At 60.9% G+C, this 17,110-nt stretch carries 16 protein-coding genes; 10 read left to right on the plus strand and 6 right to left on the minus strand.

The annotated features are described in order from the left end of the window. The first annotated feature begins 10 nt into the window (after nt 1-10). The 3 genes from rfbD to U1707_RS17950 all read left to right on the plus strand — a co-directional run bounded on the left by rfbD (nt 11) and on the right by U1707_RS17950 (nt 3,269). On the plus strand, nt 11-925 hold the full coding sequence (gene rfbD / locus U1707_RS17940) for a dTDP-4-dehydrorhamnose reductase (RefSeq protein ID WP_332801423.1): 915 nt from the start codon (nt 11-13) through the stop codon (nt 923-925). Further along, entirely contained in the window at nt 922-1,788 is an 867-nt protein-coding gene (rfbA, locus tag U1707_RS17945) for a glucose-1-phosphate thymidylyltransferase RfbA (protein WP_332801424.1), read from the plus strand. Before rfbD ends, rfbA begins: the two co-directional genes overlap by 4 nt. Before the next feature lie 221 nt (nt 1,789-2,009). Then, the gene (locus U1707_RS17950) at nt 2,010-3,269 is read left to right on the plus strand and encodes a sugar transferase (RefSeq protein WP_332801425.1); all 1,260 of its coding nucleotides are present in this window, start codon (nt 2,010-2,012) and stop codon (nt 3,267-3,269) included. On the opposite strand, the gene U1707_RS17955 is transcribed toward U1707_RS17950, so the two are convergent. From U1707_RS17955 to asnB, 5 genes are all read right to left on the minus strand, one after another. Then, the gene (locus U1707_RS17955) at nt 3,270-3,698 is read right to left on the minus strand and encodes a J domain-containing protein (protein ID WP_332801426.1); all 429 of its coding nucleotides are present in this window, start codon (nt 3,696-3,698) and stop codon (nt 3,270-3,272) included. It lies immediately after the preceding gene. Beyond that, nucleotides 3,695-4,576 carry a M48 family metalloprotease gene (locus U1707_RS17960; protein ID WP_332801427.1) on the minus strand — a complete coding sequence of 294 codons (882 nt, stop codon included), beginning with the start codon at nt 4,574-4,576 and terminating at the stop codon, nt 3,695-3,697. Before U1707_RS17960 ends, U1707_RS17955 begins: the two co-directional genes overlap by 4 nt. Before the next feature lie 283 nt (nt 4,577-4,859). Further along, nucleotides 4,860-5,096: a hypothetical protein gene (locus tag U1707_RS17965; protein WP_332801428.1), complete on the minus strand. Its 237-nt coding sequence runs from the start codon at nt 5,094-5,096 to the stop codon at nt 4,860-4,862. A 240-nt stretch (nt 5,097-5,336) separates the two neighbouring features. Continuing rightward, nucleotides 5,337-6,332: an NAD-dependent epimerase/dehydratase family protein gene (locus U1707_RS17970; RefSeq protein WP_332801429.1), complete on the minus strand. Its 996-nt coding sequence runs from the start codon at nt 6,330-6,332 to the stop codon at nt 5,337-5,339. An 86-nt stretch (nt 6,333-6,418) separates the two neighbouring features. Further along, entirely contained in the window at nt 6,419-8,395 is a 1,977-nt protein-coding gene (asnB, locus tag U1707_RS17975; RefSeq protein WP_332801430.1) for an asparagine synthase (glutamine-hydrolyzing), read from the minus strand. Nucleotides 8,396-8,790: 395 nt separating this feature from the next. Here asnB and U1707_RS17980 point away from each other — a divergent pair, with 395 nt between their 5' ends. From U1707_RS17980 to U1707_RS18015, 7 genes are all read left to right on the plus strand, one after another. After that, on the plus strand, nt 8,791-9,873 hold the full coding sequence (locus U1707_RS17980; protein ID WP_332801431.1) for a glycosyltransferase family 4 protein: 1,083 nt from the start codon (nt 8,791-8,793) through the stop codon (nt 9,871-9,873). Beyond that, the gene (locus U1707_RS17985) at nt 9,842-11,356 is read left to right on the plus strand and encodes an oligosaccharide flippase family protein (protein WP_332801432.1); all 1,515 of its coding nucleotides are present in this window, start codon (nt 9,842-9,844) and stop codon (nt 11,354-11,356) included. Before U1707_RS17980 ends, U1707_RS17985 begins: the two co-directional genes overlap by 32 nt. Then, nucleotides 11,353-12,270 carry a glycosyltransferase family 2 protein gene (locus U1707_RS17990; RefSeq protein WP_332801433.1) on the plus strand — a complete coding sequence of 306 codons (918 nt, stop codon included), beginning with the start codon at nt 11,353-11,355 and terminating at the stop codon, nt 12,268-12,270. Before U1707_RS17985 ends, U1707_RS17990 begins: the two co-directional genes overlap by 4 nt. Nucleotides 12,271-12,284: 14 nt before the next feature. Continuing rightward, entirely contained in the window at nt 12,285-13,460 is a 1,176-nt protein-coding gene (locus tag U1707_RS17995) for a glycosyltransferase family 4 protein (protein ID WP_332801434.1), read from the plus strand. Continuing rightward, entirely contained in the window at nt 13,457-14,443 is a 987-nt protein-coding gene (locus U1707_RS18000) for a class I SAM-dependent methyltransferase (protein ID WP_332801435.1), read from the plus strand. The genes U1707_RS17995 and U1707_RS18000 overlap by 4 nt, the downstream gene beginning before the upstream one ends. 106 nt (nt 14,444-14,549) lie before the next feature. Continuing rightward, nucleotides 14,550-14,972, plus strand: a complete 423-nt coding sequence (locus tag U1707_RS19075) for an acyltransferase (RefSeq protein ID WP_443025728.1) — start codon at nt 14,550-14,552, stop codon at nt 14,970-14,972. Beyond that, the gene (locus U1707_RS18015) at nt 14,969-16,009 is read left to right on the plus strand and encodes a glycosyltransferase family 2 protein (RefSeq protein ID WP_332801436.1); all 1,041 of its coding nucleotides are present in this window, start codon (nt 14,969-14,971) and stop codon (nt 16,007-16,009) included. The genes U1707_RS19075 and U1707_RS18015 overlap by 4 nt, the downstream gene beginning before the upstream one ends. A gap of 9 nt (nt 16,010-16,018) precedes the next feature. Here U1707_RS18015 and U1707_RS18020 read toward each other — a convergent pair whose 3' ends face one another. Next, nucleotides 16,019-16,990: a glycosyltransferase family 2 protein gene (locus U1707_RS18020; protein ID WP_332801437.1), complete on the minus strand. Its 972-nt coding sequence runs from the start codon at nt 16,988-16,990 to the stop codon at nt 16,019-16,021. Between the last annotated feature and the right edge of the window lie 120 nt (nt 16,991-17,110).

Below are 17,110 nucleotides of genomic sequence, written 5' to 3' on the forward strand. Positions count from 1 at the left end.
CGGGGCCGGTATGAAGCAGATTCTCGTCACCGGCGGGAATGGCCAGCTCGGCACGGAATTGAAGCGCTACGCCTGGCCGGAGGGCTGGGCGGTCATCGCGATCGACATCGACGAGCTCGACCTGCGCGATACCGATGCGATCGCGGCGATGGTCGCCCAAGGCGTCGGCGGGCAGCCCTGGGCCGCAGTGATCTCCGCCGGTGCCTATACCGCGGTCGACAAGGCCGAGAGCGACATCGTCACCGCCTGGGCGGTCAACGCGATGGCACCGGCCGCGTTTGCGGAAAGCTGCGCCAAGGCCGGTATCCCGATCGTCCAGGTCTCGACCGACTACGTCTTCGACGGCGCCCGCGATGGCGCCTGGGAGGTAACCGATCCCGTCGCGCCGCTCGGCGTATACGGCGCGTCGAAGCTCGGGGGCGAACTCGCGGTACGAACCTCGGGCGCGCGCCATGCGATCGTCCGGACCGCCTGGGTGGTCAGCGCACACGGCACCAACTTCGTGAAGACGATGCTGCGCGTCGGTGCGACCAGCCCGAGCTTGCGCGTCGTCGACGACCAGCGTGGCAGCCCGACGTCGGCGACCGATCTGGCAGCTGCGCTCGCGACGATCGCGATGCGTCTCGTCGAGGATCCGGCAGCCCCCACCGGCATCTATCATTTCAGCAATGCCGGCGCGGTCACCTGGGCCGGCTTCGCACGCGAGATCTTCGCGCAGAGCGCCGCGCGGGGTGGGGCCAGCGCCGAGGTCGAGGGTATCCCGACCAGCGCGTATCCGACGCCGGCCACACGCCCTGCCAATTCGCTGCTCAGCCATGACGCGATCACGCGCGACTATGGCATTCATCCGCCGGCGTGGCAGACCGCGCTCGGCAATATCCTCGACGAACTGCTCGGGGCCCCCAAGAAGGACATTTCCCAATGAAGGGCATCATTCTCGCAGGCGGCACGGGCACGCGCCTGCATCCGGCGACGCTCGCCGTGAACAAGCAGTTGTTGCCGGTCTACGACAAGCCGATGATCTATTACCCGCTGTCGGTGCTGATGCTCGCCGGCATCCGCGATATCCTGATCATCTCGAGCCCCGAATATCTCGACAATTACCGTCGGTTGTTCGAGGACGGCGCGGCATTCGGCCTGGCGATCTCCTATGCCGAACAACCTCGCCCCGAGGGCCTTGCCCAAGCCTTCACGATCGGCGCGGACTTCATCGGCGACGACGATGTCGCTCTCGTGCTCGGCGATAACATCTTCTTCGGTGCGCACCTGACCGAACTGCTGGCGAGCGCGGTTGCGCGTAAGGGCGGCGCGACGGTATTCTCGTACCGCGTCGAGGATCCCGAGCGCTACGGCGTGGTCGAGTTCGGGGAAGGCGGCAAGGCCGTCAGCCTTGAGGAAAAACCGGCAAAGCCCAAGTCGCATCATGCGGTCACCGGCCTGTATTTCTACGACAACCGGGTCGTGCAATTCGCGCGCGACCTGAAGCCATCGGCGCGCGGCGAACTCGAGATCACCGACCTGAACCGCCTCTACATGGACGCGGGCGACCTGTTCGTCGAACAGATGGGTCGCGGCTATGCATGGCTCGATACCGGCACGCACGACAGCCTGCTCGAAGCGAGCGAGTTCGTCCGTACCCTCCAGAAGCGTCAAGGGATCCAGGTCGCGTGCCTGGAGGAGATCGCGTTCCAGCAGGGCTTCATCACTATCGAGCAGGCCCGCGAAGCGGGCGAGCGATTCAAAAAGACGGCATATGGCCGGGCAATCCTGAATGCGATTTCCGAATGAGATTTGAATTGATAGGATAAGTCAGCTCCTATCGGCAAAGTAGGCGATTTAGAGCTGTCACCCGGGCAGAGCGCAGGGTTCTATTGCTTGCTGGAGAGCTGCGGAGGGCATACCGCACTATTCAAGTTAATTTGGTAGCGGCTCGGCTGAAAGTACGCGCCGTTACATTCGGTATGGGGTGGTTCTTGCTTATAACCGGCGAAAATGGGCGATCCACGCGGGTGAGCCATACCGACGTTCGATTACTGAAGCCGCTCTTGTTGGTTGCTCTGACGGCGTATTTCGTTCCGTTGGCCGCGCCGCTGGTAGCATCGGGCACGCTTTCCCTGGACCTTTCGAGCACGGGCAACACGCAGCTGACGTCGCTGATCGCGGCGGTGACGGCGTTGCTCGTCTTCCGGCGGGTCACGATCTATCCGGGCGCGCGCGCGTTCGGCTTCATCTTGCCCGCCTTCTCGACGACATTCGGGGTGGCTGCGGCGATCCTGTTGACTTCGCGTGTGAGCTATAGCGGCTCGATGCTGCTGACCGGGTATCTCGCGTCGGTGGGCGTGACGTTCCTGCTCGGCTATTTCAATCAGAGCGCAGCACCCAGGCGCATGTACTACGTCCCCGTGGGCAAGACGGGCATCGTCGACGACACGCCCGAGATCGACTGGATCAAGCTCGTCGAACCGGTCGTGCCCGACGATCCTCAAGCCTCGATTGTCGTCGATCTCCGCTCGAACCACTCCCCCGAATGGGAGCGCATGTTGGCGCAGGCGGCGATCTCCGGCATTCCCGTCTACCATACCAAGCAGTTGCGCGAATCGCTGACCGGGCGCGTCCAGATCGAGCATCTGTCCGAGAACAGCTTCGGCTCGTTGCTGCCGGCGCTCGGCTATCGTGGGATCAAGCGTACGATTGATATCGTCGCGAGCATCGTCCTGCTGCCGATCCTGTTGCTGCCGCTCGTCGTCGTCGCACTGCTGGTGCGGGCAAGCTCGCCGGGCCCCGTCCTGTTCCGTCAGCAGCGAATGGGATATCGCGGCGTGCCGTTCAACATGATCAAGTTCCGCACGATGGTCGAGCAGGCGACGACGACCAGCGACGCCGCGGCGCGCCACTCGGCGATCACGCGCGATGCCGACGACCGGATCACCGGTATCGGGCGCTTCCTTCGCCGGTCCCGCATCGACGAGCTGCCGCAGATCATCAATATTCTGCGCGGCGAGATGAGCTGGATCGGCCCGCGGCCGGAAGCGGTGCCACTGTCGACATGGTACGAGAGCGAACTGCCCTTCTACGCCTACCGCCACATCGTGCGGCCGGGAATCACGGGGTGGGCGCAGGTCAACCAGGGCCATGTCGCCGGTCTCGACGATGTCCACGTCAAGCTTCACTATGATTTCTATTACATCAAATTCTTCTCGTCGTGGCTCGATCTGCTGATCGCGCTGCGCACCATCGGGATCATGCTCACCGGTTTCGGCGCCAAATAGTCAGCGCCAGAGAGTCAGTGGGGCGAGCGCGAACATGTTTGCCAGGATCGCCCCGCTCACGATCAGCACGCCGACCGCCCACCAGCGTATCCTGCGACGGAAGCTGAGGCGGGGCGTTTGGTTGGAGGTGGGATGGGGCCTGAGATGGCGCCCGTCATAGCGGTCCAGCCGGTCCCGAACGCGGCGCTGGCGTGCGACGTGGAGTCGATCGCTTTCCACCAGGGCAACGTCATGCCGGGCCCTCGCGCCGGGTTCCGACAGGCAATGATAGGCCTGCTGGATTTCGCGCAGCCGTCCCGGCAGTTCCGCTGTGGATCGTGCATGATCCGGATGATGATGCTTGGCCAGTCGGACGAACGCGGCGCGGATGTCGGGGGGCGACGCATTGCGGGCTACGCCGAGGACCTGGTAGAAATCACGCTGGCTCATCGGGGCTGGCGTGCCGCGACCAGGGCGCGCCGTGCCTCGATCAGAGCCCGCATCGCGGCGACACGGTGGCCGGCAGAGTCATGGGCGGCGAATATCTCGATGCCCAGATCGCCGCCACCCAGACGCCCGAGGATGGCGGCCCCCCTCACCGGGTCGAACCCGGCGTCAAGCATCAGCGTCCCGCCAAGCGCATCGGCTTCGCGTTCGGTCTCGCGAACGATCCGGCCGCTTCGTCCCAGCGTGCGGCCGATGCCGCGTGTCACCGCGCCGCCCCGCATGACGACGGCATGGTGCAGGATGTTGTGCGACATCTCGTGCGCGATGATGAACGCCAGTTCGTTGTCGTTCCGCACCGTCGACACCAGACCGGTGGTCGTGAATACATGCCGTCCATCGGCATAGGCATTGCGCTGGTCCGACCGCGCGAGGTGCACGTATGACGGGCAGGCGAGGCGCGGTGTCACCGTGACAGTCGAGACTGTACCGTTGCGCAGCAGCGAGATCGCAAACGGCGCGTCCTTCGTGTGCGACAGCAGATCGCGGACCGCGTCGGCGCGAGCATGTGCCCGGGTTGCGTCGAACGGCGCGGCAAGCGCGGTCTCTGGGGGAATCCTACGGCCATCGATCTCGAGCAGGACGTCGCCGGGACGCATCCCGGCCGATGCCGCGGGACCGCCAGGAACGACCGCTATGACGCCGGGGCCACGATCGAGCGACTGCTGGGCTATCATGCCCTGGCGGTCGGCCAGTTCGAATTGCGACAGATGCTGGAGTACGAGGCCGAGATCCGGCTCGAGTGCCGGGCAATGCGCGGCACCGGCGGTGGCGAGACGGAAGGCGATTTGCTCTACCCGTCCATCGGCCTCCCGGCCCGGCAATGTCGCTACCGGGCCTGAGACTTGAGTCGATGCCGGGCTGGATACCTGACGTGATATCGGGGCAGGCGCCGAGATTGAATGCGACAGGGGAGGGGGACGGGTCTGCACGGACGCAGGACCGATGATCGGTCCTGTCGCGATCGAGGCGACGACACCGAGTATCCCGAGCAGGTGATGGATCGAAGGCATGTGCGGTCAATCGATCGATTTACGAACGCAGACAAGAAAAAGGCCCGGAATGGATGACCATCCGAGCCTTTTTCTACCGAAAGCCGGAAAAGGCTTACGGGCTGTTGGGCGTATCGTCGTTCTTGTCGACGGCAACAAAAATGCCGAGACCGACTGCAACAACAGCAAGTGCAGCGATGATGAAACCACCACCGGCAAGTGCGTTGTCGCCGTCAACCGACTCTTTGGCCGGCTGGGTCAACGGGGTAGCAACGGGAGCCGCTGCTGCGATCGTCGGCGCTGCGACGAGCGAAAGCGCCGTCATTGCCGTGTAAAATGCCTTCAATTTCATTGCCATCATCCCCTTTTAGGATTCGGAAAACCGGATATCGCTGCTCGCATAGACCGGATCAGTCGACGTTGTCTACATCAAAACTGCGATGATTCTTGGTATTCGTCATAGACTTATCGACGATATTGAAACTCCGCGAGCAACGGCAGGTTCCTTCATCTGTGTCGTTGCAGTCCAGTCCATCGCCGAAATCGTGACGCAGACCGTGGTTCCACGTATTTGACCGAAGTACCAGGTAGCTCAGAGGCCGTGATAGCTACGATACCATTCGACGAAACGCGGAACGCCTTCGGCGATGGTCGTCCGCGGTTCGAAGCCGAGATCCTTCTGGATCGCGCTGATGTCGGCAAAGGTATCGCGTACGTCACCGGGCTGCATCGGCAGTAGTCTGCGTTCCGCGGGGCGACCACAGGCCTGCTCGATCAGCGAGATCATCTCGCCGAGATCTTCCGACTGGCTGTTGCCGATATTGTAGATCCGGTGCGGGCTGACGCTGCCGCCTGCCTTGAGCGCGCCATCGTCCGCGGGCGGGTTGTCGACGCATGCGACGATGCCGGCGACGATGTCGTCGATATAGGTGAAGTCGCGGCGCATCTGACCTTCGCCGAACACATCGATCGGGCGGCCTTCAAGGATCGCTTTCGTGAACAGCCACATCGCCATGTCGGGACGGCCCCAGGGGCCATAGACAGTGAAGAAGCGCAGGCCGGTCTGCGGGATCCGGTAGAGATGCGCATAGGTCTCGCTCATCAGCTCGTCCGCCTTCTTGGTGGCGGCATAGAGCGACAGCGGCTGGTCGACGCGGTCCTCGACGCGGAACGGCAGCGTATCGTTGCCGCCGTACACGGACGAGGACGAGGCATAGACCATATGCTCGACCTTCCGGTGCCGCGCGACCTCGATCATGTTGAGGTGCCCGGCGAGATTGGCCTGCAGATAGGCGCGCGGGTTCTCGATCGAGTAGCGCACGCCAGCCTGCGCGCCGAGGTGGACGATGCGGTCGAACTGTTCGTCGTCGAGCACCGCGTCGAGCGCGACATGATCGGAGAAGTCGACCTGCTTGAACGCGAAGCCGTCTCCCAGCTTGTCGAGCTCGGCCAGTCGCGCATGTTTCAGCGTGACGTCGTAATAGTCGTTGAGGCTGTCGATGCCGAGCACCGTGTCGCCTCGTGCAAGCAGGTGGCGGCTGACGTTGAAGCCGATGAACCCGGCCGCGCCGGTAACGAGAACGCGCATGCGGTCACTCCTGAAAATTCAAAATGCCTCTACGGCCCGGTCCCGCAAACGGCAACGGCCGGTCGCCTGGAAAGGCTGTCCGGGGATCAGCGCGCGTGCCACTCGCGCGCCCAGGCCTGGAACATCAGCACGCCCCATAACGATGCGGTCCGGTCATGCGTGCCGGCGAGATGCTCGGCCCAGCGCGTGCGGATCGCGGCGACGTCGAGCGTCGGCTGCTCGGCCAGCGCCTGCACCGACAGGAGCGATTCCGCCCAGTCGCGTAGCGGTCCACGCAGCCAGGCGCCGATCGGGATCGCAAAACCCGCCTTGGGCCGCTCGATCAGCGCCTTGGGGACATAGCGATACAGGATCTGGCGCAGCGCCCATTTGCCCTGGCCGTCACGGACCTTGAACGCGAGCGGCGTGCGCCACGCCTGCTCGACGACGCGGTGGTCGAGCAGCGGGACGCGTGTCTCCAGGCTCGCCGCCATCGCCGCGCGGTCGACCTTGGTCAGGATGTCGTTGGGCAGATAGGACTGCATGTCCCAGTGCATCATCTGTTCGGCTGCCTCGTTTCGCAGCGCAGGCGGCGTATCGATCGATGCGGCCAGGCGTATGTCGGATGTCAGCGGCAGCCCGCCCGACCATTCCTCGCTGGAGGCGCGATAGATGTCGGCGATCCCGACCTCGGTTTGCAGCATCCGGCCGACCTTGTGGACCTTGTCACCCAGCATCGAGATGCGCGGTACTCCCGGGAGCCGAGTCAGCGCGTCCCAGGTGCCCGGCGACAACCGGGTGAGCGCCTTGCCGATACCCGCCCGCAACGGGGCCGGCACGCGCGCGGCCGCATCCCAGTAGCGGCGCGATACGAGGTAGCGATTATAGCCGCAGAACAGTTCGTCGCCGCCATCGCCCGACAGCGCGACGGTGACCGACTTCCGCGTCAGCCGGCTGAGCAGCACGGTCGGGATTTGCGAGGAATCGGCGAACGGCTCGTCGTAGATCCGCGCGAGATCGGGAATGACCGCGCGCACGTCTTCGGCATCGACGTACATCTCGTGATGATCGGTGCCGAGATGCGCGGCGACCGCGCGGGCATGCGGCGCCTCGTCGAACCCGGTTTCGGCAAAGCCGATCGTGAAGGTCTTCACATCAGCGCTGGTGACGTTGCGCATCAACGCGACGATCGCCGAGGAATCGACGCCGCCCGACAGGAACGCGCCGACCGGCACGTCAGCGACCGTCTGGATCTTCACCGCCTCGGTCAGCCGCGCTTCGAGACCGGACAGCGCCTCGCTTTCCGTCATTGCCGGATCGGCACCGGCCGCGACCACCGCATCGAGCGACCAATAACGCCGGCATGTCACACCAGCCGACGCCCCACCGGGTGAAGCTGCCCCGGCTGCGGTTGGCGGCAGTGCGGGCGGTGCGCCGAGCGCGTCGCGACCCAGCGTCACGATCACGCCGGGTTCCACTTTGTAGACATGTCGAAGGATCGACCAGGGGGCGGGCACGTAGTTGAAGCGCAGGTACAGCGACAGCACGTCCGGATCGACCGGGTTGGCGAAGCCGGGGGCCGCGCGCAACGCCTTCAGCTCGGAGCCGAACACCAGTCCGATCTCGCTCCACCCATAGAAGAGCGGTTTCTCGCCCATCCGGTCGCGCGCAAGGCTCAGCGTGTGCGCGTGGCGGTCCCATAGCGCGATGGCGAACATCCCGACCGCGCGTTCGAGTGTCGCATCTAGGCCCCAGTGCGTGATGCCGTGGACCAGCGTCTCGGTATCCGAATGCCCGCGCCACGCGATCGCTCCGGCCGCCTCGAGCTCGCGGCGCAGGTCGAGATGATTATAGATCTCGCCGTTGAAGACGATCATGTAGCGTCCGCAGGGCGATGCCATCGGCTGATGCCCGGCCGGCGACAGGTCGATGATCGACAGGCGGCGATGCGACAGGGCGATCCCGACCGCAGGATCGGCCCACGCACCGCCATCGTCGGGGCCGCGATGCGTGAGCGCGGCCGCCATCGGGGTGGCATCGACGGCAGCGCGCGATGCGCTCCAATATCCTGCTATCCCACACATGCGATACTCTCCCAGCGATGACACCAAGTCCAAGAACCGCAGCAGGGAGGTCCAAAGCGTATCGCTGCGGTAAAGTCCAGCGACTGGCCTGCCTCTTGAGACTGGGGTATCGGACCGGAAGGTCTTGCTGAAGGAGCCTTGGTCCGCCGGCGCGCCGTCGGGCGGGGCGTGTACTACAGGTTACAGGTCACGCAGCTGATCGATCCGAAGAGCGTCAAGGGCTCTGCCAAAGCATGGAGAGCGTTTGACCGATACTTCAAAGTCCGGTGAGCGACAGCCATGCACACTGGAAACCGCTAGATCGGCAACGGCAAAAAAAGCTTTACCGTGTAACAAACCGGCATCATGAGGAGCGCAGTAAGCGGTTAGCCGGCAAAGAGAAATTGTAACAATATATGCGTGTTCTTGCCCTCACCAAATATGAAAGGCAAGCCGCAAGTACGCGACAGCGCCTTTTGCAGTATCTGCCATTTTTGGCCGATCAGGGGATTGAGGTCGACGTAAAACCTCTGTTCGATACGCAATATCTGATTGATTTGGCGCAGAACAAACCCAAAAACAAATTATTGGTCGCAAAGTCGTATATCAACAGGCTTGGGGTTCTGGTGAAGAACCACGACTATGATCTGAATTGGATACATTTCGAGGCACTGCCTTTCATGCCGGCATTTGTAGAGCTGTTGGCGATGAAGGGTGGTCCCCCGTTCGTGGTCGATATGGATGACGCGATCTTCCATCAATATGACGCGCATGCCAATGGCGCCGTTCGCAAGGTGCTAGGTGGGAAGATCGCCACTTTGCTCGACCATGCGGCGCTGGTCGTCGCTGGCAACGCGTATCTGGCGGAGTATGTGCGGCCGCACGCCGATGTCAGGGTCATTCCCACCGTGGTCGACGTCGAAGCCTATATTCCCACGAAGCAGGACAGTTCGCCAGCGTCCAGGGGGGGCACGGTAGGATGGATCGGATCGCCCTCGACGTGGCGCTACGTCGAACCGATCTTGCCCGAACTCCTGCCTCTTATCGAGCGCGCCGGCTGGCGGTTTCGCGCGGTCGGTGCAGGACCGATGGCGGATCGCCATGCGGGCGTGGACAATATTCCATGGCAGGAAGCGACCGAGATCGCCGAAGTCCAGCAGATCGATATCGGCATCATGCCGTTGCCTGATGAACCATGGGCGCGCGGCAAGTGCGGGTACAAGCTGATCCAGTACATGGCGTGCGGACTTCCCACGCTTGCGTCGCCGGTGGGGGTGAATGCCCAGATCGTCGAAGACGGCAGGACGGGTTTTCTGTGCACGTCGCCCGAGACGTGGCGCGATCGCATCGGTTTGCTGATGGGTGATGCCGGATTGCGTGCCACCATGGGCGCGAATGGCAGGGCACGGGTCGAGGCGCACTATTCACTCCAGTCGCAACGATCGGCAATGGCCGATGCCTTCCGTGATGCTGCGCAAGGTCGGCGCCGTGGGAAATAGCGGCGTGGAAAACAGCAACGAATCGATGAAGCGGACGCTGCGGTCCACCGGGCTGATCGGCGGAGCTACGGTGATATCGCTGCTAGTCGGTCTTGGCCGGATGAAGGTAATTGCGCTCTTAACGGGCCCTGCCGGAGTCGGTCTGTTTGGCCTACTTAACGTACTATGGTCCACGGGCTCCGCTTTAGCGGGCCTGAATCTTGGCGTTAGCGGTGTGCGGCAGATTAGCGAGCATGATACCAACACCGAAGCGAGGTCTTTAGCAGAGTCTGCGGTCTGGTATTTTGCGCTTGTCGCAGCGGTCGTCGGCGGGGTCGGTCTGTGGGGGTTTGAGAGGTTCTATACAGATGGTGCCGGCGCTTCGCCGACCGTGCCGTGGATTGCTCTGGCGGTTGCAGTCGCGGTGATCAACGCCGCGCAACTTGTCTTTCTTCAGGTTTACGGCCGTATCGGCGATATTGCCCGTATTCGCATTTATGGTTCTGTGCTCGGTGCGATTGCTGGCGTAATCGCGGTCGCCGCGACTGGAACACCGGGCCTGTATATGGCGGTGCTTGCAATGCCGCTGGCAAGTTTGCTGGTCACGGTTCCCTATTTTCGTCGAGTGCCCCGCATGCCTTGGCGCCGGTTTGATAAAGCGGTTCTGGGCGAGTGGCGCGCGCTCTTGATGCTCGGTATTGGCGTATCCGTCGCGGCCTGGATAGGCAATTTTGGCCAGCTTTGGGTAAGGTGGATTATTACCGAACGCGGTAATCTTCAGGCAGCGGGCTTCTTTCAGGCAGCCTACACCCTGACAAATGTGAATCTCAGCATAGTTTTGGCCGCTATGAGCGTAGAATATTTTCCCAAACTTAGTTCGTCAGCAGACAGTTCTTCCGATCTTACGGATATATTGAACGAACAATATAAACTAGCGTTGATATTATCGGCGCCAATATTAGTATCAGCAATAGCTATGGCGCCATGGATTATGCCATTACTATACAGTAGAGATTTTTCTACTGCAGTCCCATTGTTTCAGTGGCAAGTGGCTGCGGACAGTCTGAAAATTCTAAGTTGGGCGCTTGGATATATTCTTATAGTTACACGCAGCGTGTTAGGGTTTATTGCAGCAGAAGTAGCGTTTGATGTATTTCTGGTCGGAATGCCATGGATATTTTTTGCGACGCTGGGCCTTAACAGTATTGCTGTTGGATATGCTGCTGGCCTGATATCGTCGGTTACATTATCTGTAATATTAAGTATGCGGCGGGGTGTAAGATTATCATGGGAAAACTGGGCAGTAACTCTGGTCGTATGCGCTAGCGCAGTTGGCATATGCCTCGTTTCGCTTCAATCGCACATTGCAGGGCTCGTGGTCGGTATACTGGTCGCAACAGTTCTCGGAATCCGTGGACTGAAAGCGATAGGCGCCACTGATGCAGTCATAGGCGAGCGCCTGAGGCGAATCATCGGAAAGTTCAAAGGGGCGGTGCGCTTATGACGCTAGTATCGGTCATTGTTCCAATGTGGAACGACGCATCCTATATTATTGAATGTCTTAACTCCATCGATACTACCGATGACATGATTGGAGAGGTCATTGTCATTGACAATGCTTCAACGGATAATTCGGTGTCATTGGTAACCTTGGCCAACATCCCAAAAATTAAAATAATTCGTAACTCTGCTAATGTGGGGGCGGCAAGGGCCCGGCACCAAGCCGTAGCATTATCGTCCTATCCACTGATCACCTTTCTCGACTCTGATGATATTCTCGGTCCCAAAGCAGTAAGAGATGCGGCTGCTGACCTAGTTAATCGTCAACTCGATATTTCGATATATACTATGCTAAGACTTGATCAGAGTGGAAAGACGCATTTTTATATACCGCCATTAACAGAAGTGATTAGTGGAAATGAGGCTTTTGGTCGAACGATCGGTGGGTGGGCAATTCATCCTATGGGTGTATTTAAAAGAGAAATTTACGATGCGGCAACAAATGACTTTGATTTTCATGGTCACTCGGATGACGAGGTAATTACGCGATACATTTTTCTATCTGCTGCTCAGGTAGGTGGAAATCGGGGAGTTTACATATATCGTGACAAGACTCGCGAATATACTGCTCAGCAAATATTAGGGCAGGCTCTTACAAATATGCGCACTCTACGGCTTGCTATTCACCATGGTGTAGCTGTGAGCAAGTTACGCATCGCGAGAAACAATATTATTTTAAATCTACTGGCTATCGTTAAAAGAGGAATTCCCTCTGGCAAAGATAAGCTGGTAATGTTGGATATTGCTAAAAGTGTAGTTTCACTTGATATCCCTTGGATAATTCGGGATATGCCATATAGGGTCGCGATATACCTGCTTCGCCCCTTTTTGTCACTCCGTCATGGTCGCCATAGGTGAAGAGAGTTCTGTTCGTGACCTGGGATGGCCCGCAGGTCAGCTATGTCGAAGGTCTCTTCGTCCCGATCTTCAAGGCTCTTGGGGGAAGGGGGTTTCATTTCGACATCGTGCAGTTCCGCTGGGGTTCCGATGACACCGCCGAGCCACTGAAGCGCCTCTGCGCCGAGGCCGGTATCGGCCTCCGCCTTCACAATGTCCTGCGGCGCGGGGGCAGCCTGGGTGCGATGGCGACCGCGGTCGTCGGCGCGCGGGCCGTGCGGTCGGCCGCTGCGGCGTTCGGTAGCGATGTCATCATGCCGCGCAGCCTGATGCCGGCGCTGGCCATTCTGGCAGGTCGTCGCTGGACGCAGCCTATCATCTTCGACGCGGACGGACTGCCGGCGGACGAGCGGGTGGAGTTTGCGGGGCTCGATGCGAATGGCGCGCCCTATCGTTTGCTCCGCGAGATCGAGGCGTCGATGGTTCGGAAGGCCGATATCACGCTCGCCCGGACCGATGCGGCCCGGGATATCCTTCTCGCGCGGGCCGGGCCGATGGTATCGCCGGCCCGGGTCCGCATCGTCACCAATGGGCGCGACGAAACGCTGTTCGCGCCCATCGCGCACGCCGAACGGGTGCGGATCCGGACCGAATTGGGGGTGGCGACGGATGCGCCGCTGATTGTGTATGCCGGATCCGTAGGGCCGCAATATCGGCTTGAGGAAAGCGTCAGATTGCTGGCCGCCGTGCGGCGGAGGCTGCCCGATGCCAAGCTGTTGATCCTGACCGGCTCGCCCGACCTGGTGCCCGACGCCCTGGCCGCTGTGCCGCACAGCCCGCACCATGTGATCGTTCGCCGTGTGCCGCCCGATGCGGTATCGGCCTATCTTGCCTGCGCCGACGTAGCGACCGCATACCGGAACACCGGATTTTCCATGCGCGCGGTCGCACCGGTCAAGGTCGCCGAATATCTATTGTGTGGAACGCCGGTGGTCGGCACGGCAGCGATCGGTGATGTGCGAAGCGCGGTCGCGGCAGGGGTCTTCATGGACGAAAATGCAGGGCACGATGCCGCGGCCAAGTGGCTGGAAGAACGGTTGATGGCGGCCGACGCCGAAGACTTTCGCCGACGCGCGCGCGCGATCGGCCTTGCGCACTTCTCTTTGGATCGTGCCGTCGGCGATTATGCGACCGCACTGGAGGCGATATGACAGAATTTGGAACGTCCTCTCGATCATCGTACGATTTCGAGGCCCGGACGGTTTGCCCTGCGTGCGAATGCCCGGACAGCACGATATTGTTCGAAAGCGGGTTCGATCAGGCTGGAATCGGTACGTTCGTCCGGACCTATTACGGCGTTGATACCGCAAGACTCTCGCGAGCGACCTATCGACTTGATCAATGCGCAAAGTGCGATCTGGTATATCAGCATCATGTTGGTTCGGACGAGTTGCTGCGCGATCTCTATACCGATTGGGTCGAGAACCCGCAGGATCCGGAAGCGGAAATTGATACGTACCGGCGCGATATCCGGGCGCCGCTGCTGTCGCGCGATGCGCATGAAGTGATGGCTGCCGCGTCGTATCTGGGCGTTCCGCTGCAGGAGTTGCGGACGTTGGATTTCGGCATGGGGTGGGCATTGTGGGCGCGAATAGCCGCGATCCTCGGTTGCCAATCCTATGGATCTGACCTGTCTCAGTCGCGTATGGATTTCGCGCGTTCACACGGAGTGAAGGCCGTCGATCTGGAAGAGATTGCTACGCTCCAGTTCGATTTCATCAACACCGAGCAGGTGTTCGAGCATCTGATCGCACCGCTCGATATGCTCCGGTGCCTGGCCCAGGCGCTGCGCACTGGTGGCATCTTGAAGATATCGGTGCCGACCGCCCCGGACCAGATGTCGCTCATAAAGCGTCTGCGCGAGAGAGAGTATGCCGGCGATTATCAGACGATCGTACCGGTTCAGCCGCTGGAACATGTAAACCTCTTCTCCCAGCCGGCAATCGAGGCGATGGCGGCTGCTGCAGGACTGGAGCCGGTCCTGCCGAGCATGCGCCATCGGTTTGCGTTCTTGCAGCATCGCGGCGCTGTCGATCTCGGCAAACCGAAGACGTTTGCCAAGGAGATGATCCGCCCCTGGTATCAGCATCACGACCGCCGCAACCTCTTCGTCTGGCTGCGCAAATTAGGGTGAACGATACCGCGTGACGGTTACGTACTCCGTAGGCGTCATCCGCAGGACCGTGCACCAATCCTCCCCATATCGGATACCCAATATGATTCACCCTTTGGCAAACGTGATGTCCGATGTCATCGGGGAGGGAACCCGCATCTGGCAGTTCTCGGTCGTCTTGGCAGGTGCCGTGATCGGTCGCGACTGCAATCTGAATGCCCATACCCTGGTCGAGGGCGGCGCGATATTGGGCGACCGCGTGACGCTGAAGTGCGGCGTCTATGTCTGGGATGGCATAACGCTGGAGAATGACGTTTTCTGCGGGCCCAATGCCACCTTCACGAACGACAAGCGGCCCCGCTCCAAGCAGCATCCCACGGTTTACGCGCAAACCGTGGTCGAGCAGGGGGCCAGCATCGGTGCCGGTGCGATCATACTGCCGGGCGTGCGTATCGGCAAAGGCGCCATGATCGGCGCGGGGGCCGTCGTGACCCACGACGTGCCGGCGGGCGCGACGATGGTCGGCAATCCCGCGCGGGCCGTCCGATGACCGGTACGAGCACCTTGCCGGATGACAGCGTCGTATCGGCCGCTAGACCGCCCTTGCTCACCTTTTGCATCATGGCGTTCAACCAGGAGCAGTTCGTCGAAACCGCGATGCGCGCGGCATTTGCACAGACCTACGAGAATCTGGAGATCATCGTCAGTGACGACGGTTCGTCGGATGGAACGATGCGTCGCATGCAGGCGGTCGCGGCAACGTACGAAGGGCCGCATCGCCTCATGGTGCGTCGTAGTCCGATCAATCGCGGCGTCCTCCACCACCTTCTGGATATAGCCGAACTGGCATCGGGACGTCTGCTCATCGTCAGCGCGGCGGATGACGTGTCGCTGCCCCGGCGCACCGAGGTCATGGCCACCGCATGGTCCCGCCGGCCCTATGCGGCTGCGTTCGCCGACTATGCGGTGATCGACGACGTCGGCACGATCATCGACGATCATTATCGGTTCGACGATTCAGGATTTTCTCCGCAGGACTATATTCCCCAGGCCGAGGGGATAAACATCCACGGCGCGTCGTCGGTCTACGACACAGAGCAATTGAAGGCGCTGGGCCGGCCCCGCAACGACGAGATGGTCTTGTTCGAAGATACCTGGCTCGGGTTGGCGTTCGCTTCGTTGGGCGCGCGCATCGCCCATGTTCCTGACGTGCTGGTCCAATATCGCCGCCATTCGGGCGCCCTGACCAATTTCGAGAGCGCAGCCGGGACCGATCGCGAAGCGATCGAACGAGCAGACCGCGAGTGGCAGCGGCGCTCAGCCGCCTTCGGGACCACGCTCGACAGCTTCAGGACATGGCATGGGCGGCAGGCTGAAGGCGTATTTCCCCTATCCAGCCGGATCGGTCGCGATCTCGCCTATTTCGATCGCGTGGGCCGGTGGAGCGAGTTGAGCACATCGTCGCGACTGATGACGCTCCGCTTCGCAAGTCGCCGATGGATGAAGAGCGCCGTCGGAATCCGCGTTCTGCCCATGATGGCACGAACCCGCCTGCAACAGCTTAGACAAACGTCGAAAGCTAGGTGAACCGCATTGTCACCTATCTGCTTTAGAACGAATGCCGGCGCGCGCGCGTCTGAGACGGGAGCGCAAAGATCGCGGTAAGGCGGCAAGTGCCAGGTATCGTGCGTTCTGAGCGGCAAATTCCACAAGGGGTGCGGCATTTCGCCGTCGGCGGAAGAGCGTCAGATAGGCATTCCAGGACAAGGCGAACTCGCCGACTCCTGCCGCAGCGCGGCCCATGCCGGCATAAAATCCGTTCTCCATCGCCAGATATTCCGCTGCGGTGAAACGGTCACGATATTTGGCAAGCGTTATGAAGGGATCGTTGAAGAACAACTCTACCCTCGTCGCCAGATTGTCTCCGCGTGCAGATTTCACGATTTGCGGGGTCGGATCAAATCCGATCGCGTAGCCATGGGCAGCGACCGCTGCATAGAAATCCAGATCCTCGCCAACGAGCGTCTCGTCAAAGCCACCGACTTCGTCGACCACCGTTCGCCGTACCATGATACTTGGTGCGATCGCGGTAACGCCGCGAGCAACCAGTTCCTTGAAACATAGACCCTCGGCGGGCCGATAGCTGCCAAGCAGATTCACCGGTGGTCCGCCGTCCTCGCTCTGGATCAAACCATTGGCGTGGACCATGCCCGTCGTCGGACCCGCCGCGCTGAACATCGCGATTTGCCGCGCGGTCTTTTCCGGCAGGAACCAGTCGTCCGATGCCAGTATCGCGACATATTCGCCGTGCGAAGCGGCTATGCCGGCATTCAGCGCAGACGATACGCCACCATTCTGTTTCGCTATGACCTTGAAATCTATTTTATCTTTTCTGCGAACCTGCTCGATTACCGCGAGCGTATCATCGGTCGATCCATCATCGACTACGATCAACTCGATGTGGCGATAGGTCTGGGTCAAGACACTGCGAATAGCGCGCTCGACATACTTATCGTGATTGTAGGCGGGGATGATCACACTGACCAAGGGATGCTCAGAATTGGTCATGGATGATCCTGCTGAATGGCATGCCGCATAGGTATCGTATCTGGTGCCCGGCGGTGTCCTGATCCGTGTAAACAGGCCACGCGGTTCGTCGAAGGGATTGCCGCACCGGACGGCGATCGG

This window comes from Sphingomonas sandaracina (assembly GCF_036663695.1).
GTDB lineage: Bacteria > Pseudomonadota > Alphaproteobacteria > Sphingomonadales > Sphingomonadaceae > Sphingomonas.